Raw genomic sequence first — 12,131 nt, 5'->3', positions numbered from 1 at the left:
GAAAACGCTTAGCTTGGCGCTCTTTGATAAAAGAATATGGGGATGATCGGTTTCGACGATGTGAGTTGAGATGGATGAAGCGTGCCGAGGACGCAGGGTTATCTCGTTAACGCCCTCTGCAAAAAAATAAGTGCAGAATCTAAGCGCACTGACTTCGCACTCGCTGCCTAATAATCCCAGCGATGCAGTCTGGTAGCCTGAGCTTGCCTTTGGCTCAGCCCCTACCATCAGTTTAAAAGGCCACTGCTGCCCGTCCTTGTCGTAGGGCCGGGTGGGACTTTTATACGGCTAGGTTAGGCCTTGTAAGTGTTTGCGCAAGCAAGGTAGCCGAAAACACCGCTTTCACAAACTGCGCACGGAGAAGACCCGTTGACGCCACATCGGACCGGGGTTCGATTCCCCGCATCTCCACATACTGCCTCCTGCTCCTTGGTTTACAAGGGGCAGGAGGCTTTTTTGTGCTTAAACAGGACGGTCCCGCCCGGGTGGGGCGGGACCGTCCTGGCCTAGAGGGGAGGGGCGGGCCTACTTCTTGTCAACCACAGGGATGGAGGAAGTAGCAACCTTCTCCATGAGGTCGGCGTCTGCCTTCTCAACACGCTCGTAGTTCTTGCGGGTGGTGAAGAGGGCTGCCAGGAAGGAGAGCACGGCACACCCGATGAAGAAGTACATGGGGGAGGTGATATCCCCGGTCTGGGTTACGAGGAAGGTGGCGATGAAGGGGGCGGAGCCGCCGAAGATCGCGACGGGGATGTTGTAGCCCATGGAGATACCGGTGGAACGGATCGCGGTGGGGATGAGATCGCTCATGACGGCGTACGGGGTTGATGAGTAGAGGCCGAAGAGGACACAGATCACCATGAAGGGCAGGAAAATTTCTGCAGGGGTTGATCCGGGAGCGGTAGTGAAGTACCAGTAGAGGGCGGGGATGTGCAGGGCTGATGTGAGCATCAGGAACCAGCGGCGGCCCAGGACGTCGGTGATGAGGCCACCGAGGGGCATCATGCATGCTGCGGTGAGGCCGCCGATGGTGATGAACCAGAACCTGGTGGTGGGGGAGAAGTCGAGTTCTTTGACGAAGTAGGTGGAGGAGTAGGTCAGGATCAGGTAGAACATGGAGGCCAGCAGGGCGATAGAGCCTGCGACAAGGGTGATGTTGAGCTTCCACTTGAAGGTGGCTCGGATGGGGGCCTTCTCCTGGTGGCCGGTTTCTGAGATGGCCTCAAACTGGGCTGAGTCTTCCAGGCGGGAGCGGATAAAGGCTGCAATGAGGCCGAGGGGGCCAGCGATTAGGAAGGGGATACGCCAGCCGAACTCCTGCATGGCCTGGTCACCCAGAATTGAGGCAAGGCCGTTGGCCACAATGGAGCCGAGAATCAGGCCGGAAACTGCGATAGTCATCAGGATTGAGGTGGCTAGGCCGCGTCGTTGCGGGCCGCCGTATTCCGCGACGTAGGAGGTGACGGTTCCGATTTCACCACCTGCTGAGAGGCCCTGGAGGCAGCGGGCCAGGATCAATAGAGCGGGGGCGAAGACGCCGATGGTGGCGTAGGTAGGCATGAGACCGATGGCAAAGGTTGAGCCCGACATGAGGAACATGACGAGGGCCATGGTGTTCTTGCGGCCAATCTTGTCGCCCAGGGGGCCGAAGACGAAGCCACCGAGAGGGCGCATGAAGAAGGACAGAGCGAAGGTCGCGAATGAGGCCATGAGGGCTAGGGCGGGGGTGTTGGCTGCAAAGAAGGCTGCGCCGACGTAGACGGCAACGAAGCCGTACACGCCGTAGTCGTACCATTCAATGAGGTGGCCGGCGACGGCGCCGATGAAGGCCTTCCTCTTTTGCTTGGTGGTGCGGACAGGTTGCATGACCTGTTCTGCTTTGAAGATTGCTTGTGTCATGGTGGTGGCCCTTTGTGCAATGGGGTATAAGTGTCATGCCTCACTCATGTCTGAGGCTTGAGAACAAGACTAATGATGTGACTCAGTTCATGGCAATGTAGAAAATTCTATTACTTTACTAATTTTCTTGGAGATTTTTATAATGATGTATGCAAAAAATCCCCAACATCTCGGCAGGTCTGAGCGAGTCACAGCTGATTGCTTCAAAGAATCTCCTGGTCATGGATATCTTGACCGAGCTGCTGGAAACAATAGAGGAATGTTCCACTCCACCTCGCCAGCAGTTACACGCAGACGTTAGCCTCCTTGTGGACTATTACATCAACGCTGTGACGCAGCAAGGTACAACTCCCGGTAACAGAGCTGAGGCCCAGCAGGTGGCACAAGCCCTGCTACCCATGGCGCGGCAGGTGGGGGAGGCCGTCCTGCTCCTCATCACAGGGGCAAGCAGCCGAGCCGTCAAGAGCAGATTACTCCTGGACGCAGACGGCGACGGTTCCCCGGCCCCAGAAGCATGCCGTCACCTAGAAGCCCTAGGAGCAGCCGAAAACACCCTGAACCTTTCCCTGCACCGGGCCCTGCAGGCCTCCGGCCAAGACAGGATAGAAAGCAGAAGGGCAGTCGTCGCTGAATTACTGAACCTCCTGACCCAAGAAGATAAGGACGCCAGAACCGCCCGAGCCGGCTACGCACACAGGCTAGGACTCTCCGGCCAGCACCTCTACCGCGTGTGCCTGGGACGCAGCAATAACCCAGCAGCCTGGAAACAGGCCGTCGAAAAGGAATACTCCACCGAAACAGTCCCAGCGTTCGCAGGTGAAGCCGACGGGCAGCTGATTGGCCTGATACCAGCAGTAACCTCGAACAGGATTGAAACCGTCCTCAAACTCTGCCCTGACGCCCGCGTCATGCTCGGACAAGGCGTCCGCTTCGAAGACCTCCACGTCTCCTGGGCAGGGGCCGTCGCCGTCGCCCGGTCCGTTCCAGTCTCCTCACGTCCTGGCCGCTACGACCGACCTGAACGTAGCTGGCGGATGGCAGTCCCCCTCGTCCCCCTCATCGGTGAACTCATCGAAGAACACCTCGGAGCAACCCTACTAGACCTCCCAGACCACGGCGCATCCCTCTTGGAATGCGTCTGGGCATACATAGAAAACGGCCTCAACTACAAGCAGGCAGCAGCCCAGCTCTACATCCACGAAAACACCCTCCGGAACCGGCTTGCAAAATTCGAAAGCATCGTGGGCCGAGACGTCAGCAGCATCGACCTCCACTTCGAGCTCCTCTGGCTCAAACTCTTCAGGGAACTCCAGGAAAATGACACCAGCCCAGCCCTCCACCACGGGAACTGATAAGCTAAAAGCTCAGCCAAGTAACTCCGAAAGTGAGTAGAGCCGTGACCCACCCCCAGCACCCGTCCGCCCCCGAAAACCAGCCGGCACCCCAGGGCCAGCCAGCACAGGGAACTGCCCCGACGGCCCTGCTGGAACCCCCAACCCCGCCCTTCGACGAGATTACCCCCGGCGAACCCGCCCAGTACCTCATTCCCCCCGGGCAGCGTCGTCCACTGGGGGTCAACGTGCGGGACAAACGCGGCCGCGGGTACTACCTGGCAGTCATGTCACTGGCGGCGGCCATCTCCAGCATCATCGTGGTAATACTAGGTGGAATTGTTGCGCTCGCAGGCCTCATCCCCGCCATCGGTGCTATCGTCCTGGGGGTCAAGGCCCTCAAAAACCTCCGAAATTCACCCCGGACCCGCTACGAGGGAGCTACCAAGGGGTTCGCCTGGAGCGGCCTAGCCCTAGGGGCTATCTGCCTACCGCTAGCCATCCTCATGCTCTTCTTCATGAGCTGGTTCCTCAATATTGCAGAAACAGCCAACTGCGAATACACGCACGCAGGCGACGATGAAGCAATTGCCCACTGCATCGAAGACAACACCGCAGCCGACTTCTAACCTGCACCAGTCGCAGGCTGAACCCCACCGTCATGGCCCCGCCCGTCCCTACCCCAGGGATCGGCGGGGCCTCTGCCTATACTGCTTCATCTACCCCCAAGGCCTGTGCCTAAGTTCACACAGGCGCTAAAATAGTGAACAGGACCAAGCCCTCCACCCCCACCAGGAGACTCCCCATGACCGGCGAAAACCGCTTCACCCCAGCAGACCCCGCCCACCCCACAACCGCTGAAATCCCCTTCATCTACCCCGAACACTGGGAAGCAGACGTGGTACTACGCGACGGAGCGACAGCCCATCTCCGCCCAGTGGTTCCAACCGACCGGGGGGCCCTGGAAAAAATGTATGCAGGGCAATCAGAAAACACCATCTACCTACGCTTCTTCACCCACAAACCCACCCTCAGCGACCAAGAACTCACCCGGTTTACAACCGTCGATCACCAAGACCGCGTCGCCTTCGTCATCATGCTGGGGGAGGAAATGATAGGCATCGGACGCTTTGACCGAACCCACCTCAACAACGAAGCCGAAGTTGCCTTCATGATCTCAGACGCCCACCAGGGGCGGGGCATCGGTTCGATCCTGCTAGAACACCTCGCCGCTGCAGCCCACGAGAGAGGCATCGACCGCTTCAGCGCAGAAGTACTACCCCAGAACCGCAAAATGCTCAACGTCTTCACAGACGCCGGGTACGAAATCTCCCGAGAATTTGAAGATGGCCTAGTCATGGTCCACTTCAACATCGATCCCACCGAAAAATCCCAGGCCGTGCGCGAAGCCCGCGAACACCGAGCCGAGGCCAAGTCAATTGCAGAACTCATCGCCCCGAACGTCGTCGCCGTCATCGGCACCGCCGACAAATGGGAGTCCAACGGGCAGAAAGTGATCGATAATATCGTTGACGGCGGCTTTACCGGCACCCTCGTCGGCGTCAACTCCGCTGGCCACCCTGCAGGCGATACCCCCATCTTCACCTCCCTTGCAGAGGTACCCCACACCATCGACCTGGCCATCGTTGCGGTGCCGCTCACAGACGTCGCCGACGTCGTCGAAGCCTGCGGGGAAGCAGGCGTCCGCGGGGCCCTCATCTACACCTCCGGCTTTGCCGACGACGGGGCCCGAGGCCGCGCCCGCCAGAAAGCCCTCGTCAAATCAGCCCGAAAATACGGCATGCGCATCATCGGCCCAGCCTCCTTCGGCCTCCTCAATAATGATCCAGCCATCAAGCTCGATGCCACCATCAGCAGCCAAGACCCCAAACCCGGAGCCCTGGGGCTATTTAGCCAGTCATCAGCCATCGGGGCCATGTTTTCCAACACGGCCGTCAAACGAGGAATAGGCGTATCCTCCCTCATTTCAGCAGGTAACCGGGCTGACGTTTCAGGCAACGACATCATGCAGTACTGGGAAGACGACGACGCCACCCGAGTCTGCGCCCTCTACCTCGAATCCATCGGCAACCCCCGCAAATTCTCCCGGATTGCTCGACGCTTATCCCGCGTCAAACCCGTCCTCGTCGCCAAACACGCCGTCACCGGCCAAAAACTACCCCCCGGCCACTCCGGCCGCACCTCCATCGCCCCCACCGGCGCAATCGACGCCATGTTCAAACAAGCAGGCGTCATCAGCGCAGAAACCTTCGACCGGGTACTCGACGTCGCCCAAATCGTAGTCTCCCAGCCCCTACCCGCAGGGCGTCGAGTCGCAATCCTCTCCAACGCATCAGCCCTCGGGCAGATCGTTGCTGACAAGGCTGAAGAGCTACGCATCGACGTCCGCATCACCGAATCCATGCTGCGCTTGACGGACGAAGGAATCAACGGACTCGACGTACTTGAAGACGTCGCCACCAGCGCACTTGAATCATCAGATATCGATGCAGTCCTAGGTGTCTTCCTCACCGGGGAGACCATCAGCCCGAAAGACGTCGCCTCCGTCCTACTCAAAGCCAGCCTCAAAGCAGGAAAACCCGCCATCGCCTCCTTCCCCGGCACCAGCAGCTTCGAATCTGCCTTGCGCGGTATCTGGGAAGAACCAGGCCAGGACGAACCAGCAACCTCCCCAGAAACTCCTGAGGACGGGACTGCCCTGCCCGCAATATCACAGACCGGCCTACCCTGCTTTGAGTCCCCCGGGGCCTCAATTCAGGCGCTCGCTGCAGTAATGGACTACGTAGAATGGCGCGACAAGGAAACAGGGGTACTGGCCCAGTCTGACGGTACCCACCCGAAGCAGGCAGCTGCTACCATCGCAAGGCACCTGGCCCGTATCAACGGGGAAGAACTGCTAGAGCTCACCACCACAGAAACCGAGGAAGTCCTCGCCCACTACGGAATTCACCTGCTCCCTGAATACACCTTCTCAACCCCGGACGAAGCTGTAGCGGCAGCCCACGAGGCAGGAGGGTACCCGGTCGTTCTGAAAACCACAGACGACGTCCTCCGCCATCGGCTCGACCTAGGTGGCGTTCGCCTGGGCATCGAATCTGATGAAGAGCTCGTGCGTGAAATCGCCCAAATGCACCGGGTCCTCGAACCCTACGGTGTCTTCGACCTGTCTGTGCAGCAGCAGGTACCAGGGGGCCAGGCCTGCGTCCTGACAGCTATCGAAGACCCCCTAATCGGCCCCGTGGTATCCTTCGGCCTTGCCGGTGACGCCACGAGCTTGCTGGACGACTGGGCCCACCGGGTACCGCCGCTGACAGAACGCGACGTCTACAAGATGATCCGTTCTCCCAAATCAGCAGCAAAACTCTTCGCAGCCCAAGACCTCCCAGCCGTCCGGGTAGACCTCCTCGAAGACCTCTGCGTCCGAGTCGCCCAGCTCAAGGACAACCACCCAGAAATTGCCTACCTTGAGCTCAAACCAGTGCTCGTCTCCCAAGACACCGTGACAGTCGTTGGAGCCAAGCTCCGCCTCGGTAACCCCCAGCAGCGAACTGACTCAGCCCGCAGAACCATGAGCCGGTAGAACCATGAGCCGGTAGAAAAACTAAAGTGCCTCCAGGCCCGGCCCTATCACCTACACTGGTAGAGATAGGCCGGGCTTGCGACGTCCGGGCAAAGACCCAAGAACCCACCAGACTAGGGGAGTAGAACCATGACCGTCCTCAAAGATCACTGTGGAAACCCCCTCCCCGCTCCACCCGCCTACGGCAAGAACACCATTGGCGATATTTTTGAATCCTGCGGAAGTCTCACTGCCCAACAGACCATCACCCCGGACGCCCACCCCGTTCTGGGCCCAGGACGACACGACCCCGCAGATCTTGCTGGCCGCCTGGCACAGGCCGGGGTAGATCCCAGCAAGTACCGCAGCGTATGTCTGGTCATGGTCGACGGGCTCGGGCAAACCCTGCTCGAAAAGTACGGCTCCTACGCCCCCTTCCTTAAAAAAGCCACCCAGCTTGGGCCCCTCTCATCAGCCCTGCCATCTACCACCGTAGCGTCCCTAACAAGCCTGGGGACGGCAACAGCCCCCGCCTTTCACGGTATGGCCGGGTACGAGGTGCTCAACCCAGCAACCGGGCTCGTCATGAACCAACTCTCAGGCTGGGATAAACAGGTAGACCCCCGAGCCTGGCAGCCCCACCCCACCGTCTTTGAACGGTACGAGAAGCACCTCGATGTAGCAACAGTGTCCCTCAGTAAGTATGCTGGGACCGGCCTGAGCGAGGCCTCCCTACGAGGGGGAAGATTTATCCATGCAACCGGGTACGCGGCCCGCACTACACTGGCAGCCAGCCTGCTCACCTCCCGGAAACCCTCCCTGGTCTACCTCTACTGGGGTGAAATAGACCAGGCCGGGCACCGGTACGGCGTTGACTCAGACCAGTGGCTACATCAACTCGAAGAGCTGAACCTTGCCCTCAAATCCCTGGCTCGCAAACTCCCGCCCCACGTCCTGTTGCTCGTCACTGCTGACCACGGAATGGTAGATATTGCCGCCGAACACCGCTATGACTACTCCACCAATACTGACCTGCTGACCAACGTCAAACTCACAGCTGGTGAGCCTCGCATGGTTCAGCTGTATGTGAAAGATAGGTCAGAGGCCGCCACAGAAGCTACCATGACAGCCTGGGCTGAGGCCTGGGGCCACGCCGCCTGGGTCATCGACCGGGACAGCCTACTCGACGCAGGCTATTGTGGGAGCCCCGTCAGCTCAACCGCCCGGGAACGCATGGGCGATATCATCGTCGCAGCCCGCGAGCCCATAGCCCTCTATGACATGCGGCATTACAAGCCACACGCACTGAATATGGTGGGCCAGCATGGCTCCCTGACCCCAGAAGAAACCACGGTACCCTTGCTGATGCTACCGACCGGGTAGCACCCACCCCACCAGCAATCAACACAAACAAGAGAAACGAAAACGCCCTGAATCGTCAGAAGATTCAGGGCGCTTTGCAAGGAAAGCTAGATGCGGGATTTCGACCCTAGGGGGAGGTTGAGAAATCCGTGCTTTCAGAGGTTGAAGCACTCGATGCCTCAGGGGCAGGCACAAGGCCAGGATCCGTTGCCTCAGCAGTCACAACAGCGGCGCCTTCCTCAACGTCCTCAACCGCGTCCTCAGGGGCTACCACGACCGGAGGAGGCACCGGCGCTACCGGCTGCATGGGGACAACAGGGGCGACAATTTCCACAGTCTGGGGTTCTTCCGTCACATACGCTTCACCAGTGTCTTCCACGTATTCTTCGACCAGAGCCTCCTCTGTTACACCTTCTTCCGCAGCTGTAGCCTCAGCGCTGGCCAGGGCCTCCTCAGGGGTAGGCTCAGGGGTCTCTTCAAGGACGGTGGGTTCAGCCGTTGTTGGCTCAGGAGTTGGGGTTTCCGACGGGGACGGGCTAGCCGTAGGACTGGGCGTGGGCGAGGAAGTAGCAGACGCAGAAGATACAGCAGGACTGCTTGATGTTTCTGCGGTGGATCCGGACGGCTGCTGGCTGGACTGGTCAGCTCCAGGGGCGAGAAGGAGGGCAGCTACACCAATGGCAACAGCCGTGGCAGCAGCTGAACCAGCAAACAGCAGCTTTGAACCCAGGGGCCGTCTTTCAGCTTCCGTCTCTTCATCTTCGTCAAGCGGCGGTTCAAGCTGGTCACGGCTGGCACCAGCTGCGAGGGCTGCTGCGGCAGCTGCCTGGCGGCGGGCTTCTTCTGCAAGGGCAACCGCTTTGTCTGACGTTGTATCTGGTGCCGGTTCAGATGCACCGGTGTGGGCAGGGAAAACCTCTGTGGGGTCGTCCTGGCCCTGATTCTGGGGATGGTCATTGGGGCTAGGTGCAGGCAATGTAGTCCTCAAGGTGTGGGTGGGAGGCCGGGGCGAAACCGGGCTCTTCCCAGGTGCGATGGTGAGTAGGTGTTGGTCTTATTGTACTGTTTACCGCGTGGCTGGGGCTGTGGTGCCCCTAACGGTTTCGGGGCCCTCATAGCCCAGCCCCGTGCGCCCCCGCTAGGGCTGGCACACGGGGCAGATGACCGCAGGTTATCGACGCTGGTTGCCGAAAATGATGTCGTCCCAGCTAGGTACGCTGGTGCGCTTGGCACGAGCAGGACGGGACTGGGCCTTGGCGTCGTCCTCAGACTGGGCAGTATTTGAGCTTGGGGTAGTCTCGGGCTGGGCCGGGGCTTCCGGAGCAGAGGAGGGTTCAGTAGCTCCAGGTGCAAGGGCTTCGGGCTGGGCCGGGGCTTCCGGGGTGACTTGCGCGAATCGTTTGCCTACGCGCTCGCTCGTGGTTTCGGGCTCTGTCTCCGGGGCGTGATTCTGGTCTGCTACTGATTCTGCTACCTGTTCAGTAGGGGAGCTGACCTGGGCCAGCTGTGTTTCGGGTGCAGGCTGGGGGGCAGTTTCATCTGCGGAGCTAGATGACTGAGGGGCTTGAGGGGCGGCGTCGTCCGCTGCCTGGTGAGGGTCTGTGTGCTGCTGTGCTGGTTCCGTGGAGGGCTCAGCACTTGTGTGCGGCTGGGCTGCCTCACCCAAGGGGGTCGTTTTGGAGGAGCGGCGGGCCCGCTCAAGCAGGTCAGCGAGCTTTCGTTCGCTGGCGGGGTCAAAGGAACGGACGCCGCGTCGGGCCGTCAGCTCATCGAGTAGCTCGTTCTGTTCCTTGGCTTCAGGGACACGGACGGCCTTGACCTGGCTGGTGGCCGAAGCTGCAGGAAGGCTGGGGGGAGCAACAGGTGCAGAAAGGTCCTGTGCCGGGGCCTGGGGCGCAGGCTGCTGGGCAGGAGCCTGGCCCGGGATGGGGCCGTCATTGTTCTGCTTTCGGTCCAGCAGGAAGTAGGCTGCCTCATTCGTAGCATAGATGCTTTGATTTGCAGGGTTGAAGGTCCAGCGGGCAGGGAACATGACTGAGCGGGGTAGGTCAAGAGAGCCGTCAGCGGGCATGGTGAGATCGGCAGAAATGGTCCACTGGCCGCTTTCTTGCTGCCAGGTGCTCCAATCCAGGTCGTCGGCTGAGAACCCGCTTGACTGGGCAACGGAGGCGACAAGCTGGGATAGGGGCTGGGTGCTTCCACCCTGGCCAGGAACGGGGGAGACCATCACGGCTTGGGCGGTGCGGATAATGTTGGCGCGTTCGGCAACAATCGGCCATTCGTAGCGACGGATGCGTTCTGGCTCCCACCCTGATTCGGCAGCGATTTCTTCAACACTGGCGCCCTGGCGGAAGCGAGTTTGGATGTCGCGGGGGCCAAATTCACCGGGCTTGCCACCTCGCATGGGGGTGATACGGCGGGCACGGGCAATGCTTTGTCGGAGATTCTGGTCGATAGAAAGCAGGTAGGTTGTGCCCTCTGCTGTTTCAAGGACGAGGTGTTCCCCGTCGTCGTGGATGCCGGCTAGACGCAGTTCCTGCACTGCTGTGACTCCTTCACACTGTTTCCGCCCTCGGACAGGGCATGGGCTTTCAATCTTAACGCTTACTTGAAAGGGTACAGAGTCAAGTTGTGCTTGAAGGGGAAGCTCGGGGCTACTCGTCCTGAAAATGTATAAAAACCTGAAAATTCAGGGGATATTATTTCAAGTTCAAGGCTAGATTGAGGTATTGAGGGGCTGGGAATGGGCAGGCTTCTGGGCCGATATGACGTGCTCTGAGTGAACATGTAATTTGCACTTGCACAAAGGGGGCAAATGGTGAACAATTCTACCCGTTACCTCATATGCACCTTTGGGCTGATTCTTTCAGGAGATCTGCTAGCCGGCTGGTGATTGGGGTAGCCGATGCCTCTCGACAGACCGGGGGTATCTACCCTTCGCACAGTTTTTACACGGAGAAATTCATGGCCACTGATTACGATGCACCCCGCAAGCAGGATGAAGAGAGCAAAGACCAGTCGTTTGAGGAACTTCGTTCCCGTCCCTCTGAGATGCAGTCAGGTGCGGTAGACGAAGACGAAAACGCAGCAGCCGAAAGTTTTGAGCTTCCCGGTGCAGACTTGTCGAATGAGGAACTGAACGTTGTTGTTCTTCCTGCCCAGGATGACGAGTTCACCTGTTCTTCTTGTTTCCTGGTCCGTCACCGTTCTCAGATCGTTCGTGAAGAGGGTGACCTTAAGTTCTGCGTTGAGTGTGAAGGCTAATCGGGTCTAACACTCAGAAGTTATAGCAGGGGCGGGCGCATGGTGCGCCCGCCCCTGGTGTTTTTAACGATTGACCTCTGGTGCTTGTGCAGAGTTAGTTACTTTGCTTGTTCCCGTCCCTGGTTCAGGATCTCAGCAATTTTCTCTGGGTGGCGGGAGGATGCGATCCAGTAGGGGGTAGGGTCGGCAGGGTCGTCGATCTGGACTCGAATTACTGAAGGAATCCAGCCTCGGAAGCACATGTAGGCCCGGCCATCGAGGGCGGGGCCTGTAGCTACACGGGCATTTTCACCGCGGAAGGCGTAGGCTTCTCCGACGTATTCTCGCTCGATGGTTGCCCGTCCGAAACGGACGGTGGTTTCGGTGACTTCTAGGGTGGGGGCGGTGCCAAAGAAAATGGCGAGGGTGAGCAGGCACATGATGACACCGGCGATGATGCCGGCGGTAATGCTGATGGGGGCGCCTACGAGAAACGATGCTAGGCCGACCCCTACGCAACCTATGATGAGCCCCGGTCCGGGGGTGAGACGTTCCTGGTAGAGAACGGGGGAGGGAGCTGTCACGAGTTCTTCCTTTTCTGCAGGTGGTGTAATGGGTGCCTAGTACCAGTGTACGAGATGGGTGCTTTATGGTGCTCTTGGTGAAATCTTGGGTGCAGTTGGGGTGCTGGCTTGTGTTGTCGCTGTGCTGGTGTG

At 59.4% G+C, this 12,131-nt stretch carries 9 protein-coding genes and 1 other RNA gene; 6 read left to right on the top strand and 4 right to left on the bottom strand.

Features of this window, described 5'->3' with window-relative positions; translation table 11 throughout:
* Positions 1-38 precede the first annotated feature (38 nt).
* Positions 39-414: a transfer-messenger RNA gene (gene ssrA, locus L7A15_RS04100) on the top strand.
* Between the two features lie 111 nt (positions 415-525).
* Here the strand turns inward: ssrA and L7A15_RS04095 are convergent.
* Positions 526-1,899, bottom strand: coding sequence for an MFS transporter (locus L7A15_RS04095; RefSeq protein ID WP_237200985.1), 1,374 nt, complete (start codon positions 1,897-1,899; stop codon positions 526-528).
* A 149-nt stretch (positions 1,900-2,048) separates the two neighbouring features.
* Between L7A15_RS04095 and L7A15_RS04090 the strand changes: the two genes are divergently transcribed.
* The 4 genes from L7A15_RS04090 (at position 2,049) to L7A15_RS04075 (ending at position 8,193) form a co-directional block, all read left to right on the top strand.
* Positions 2,049-3,251, top strand: coding sequence for a PucR family transcriptional regulator (locus L7A15_RS04090; RefSeq protein WP_237208354.1), 1,203 nt, complete (start codon positions 2,049-2,051; stop codon positions 3,249-3,251).
* A 44-nt stretch (positions 3,252-3,295) separates the two neighbouring features.
* Complete coding sequence (locus tag L7A15_RS04085; protein ID WP_237204414.1) at positions 3,296-3,859, top strand: DUF4190 domain-containing protein; 564 nt, start codon at positions 3,296-3,298, stop codon at positions 3,857-3,859.
* A 176-nt stretch (positions 3,860-4,035) separates the two neighbouring features.
* On the top strand, positions 4,036-6,831 hold the full coding sequence (locus L7A15_RS04080) for a bifunctional GNAT family N-acetyltransferase/acetate--CoA ligase family protein (protein WP_237212311.1): 2,796 nt from the start codon (positions 4,036-4,038) through the stop codon (positions 6,829-6,831).
* A 129-nt stretch (positions 6,832-6,960) separates the two neighbouring features.
* Positions 6,961-8,193, top strand: coding sequence for an alkaline phosphatase family protein (locus L7A15_RS04075; protein ID WP_237212310.1), 1,233 nt, complete (start codon positions 6,961-6,963; stop codon positions 8,191-8,193).
* Between the two features lie 106 nt (positions 8,194-8,299).
* Here L7A15_RS04075 and L7A15_RS04070 read toward each other — a convergent pair whose 3' ends face one another.
* Both L7A15_RS04070 and sepH read right to left on the bottom strand, forming a co-directional pair.
* Positions 8,300-9,148 carry a hypothetical protein gene (locus L7A15_RS04070; protein ID WP_237200990.1) on the bottom strand — a complete coding sequence of 283 codons (849 nt, stop codon included), beginning with the start codon at positions 9,146-9,148 and terminating at the stop codon, positions 8,300-8,302.
* A 195-nt stretch (positions 9,149-9,343) separates the two neighbouring features.
* Complete coding sequence (gene sepH, locus L7A15_RS04065) at positions 9,344-10,714, bottom strand: septation protein SepH (RefSeq protein ID WP_237212309.1); 1,371 nt, start codon at positions 10,712-10,714, stop codon at positions 9,344-9,346.
* Positions 10,715-11,136: 422 nt separating this feature from the next.
* Here sepH and L7A15_RS04060 point away from each other — a divergent pair, with 422 nt between their 5' ends.
* Entirely contained in the window at positions 11,137-11,436 is a 300-nt protein-coding gene (locus tag L7A15_RS04060; RefSeq protein WP_237189192.1) for a DUF4193 domain-containing protein, read from the top strand.
* Between the two features lie 98 nt (positions 11,437-11,534).
* Here L7A15_RS04060 and L7A15_RS04055 read toward each other — a convergent pair whose 3' ends face one another.
* Positions 11,535-11,999 carry a DUF3093 domain-containing protein gene (locus L7A15_RS04055; protein ID WP_237189193.1) on the bottom strand — a complete coding sequence of 155 codons (465 nt, stop codon included), beginning with the start codon at positions 11,997-11,999 and terminating at the stop codon, positions 11,535-11,537.
* Between the last annotated feature and the right edge of the window lie 132 nt (positions 12,000-12,131).

The sequence above is a fragment of the Rothia nasimurium genome, assembly GCF_928391935.1.
Classification (GTDB): domain Bacteria; phylum Actinomycetota; class Actinomycetes; order Actinomycetales; family Micrococcaceae; genus Rothia; species Rothia nasimurium_D.
Note: the sequence above shows the minus strand (reverse complement) of the source record. Positions and strands in the feature narration are given on the sequence as shown.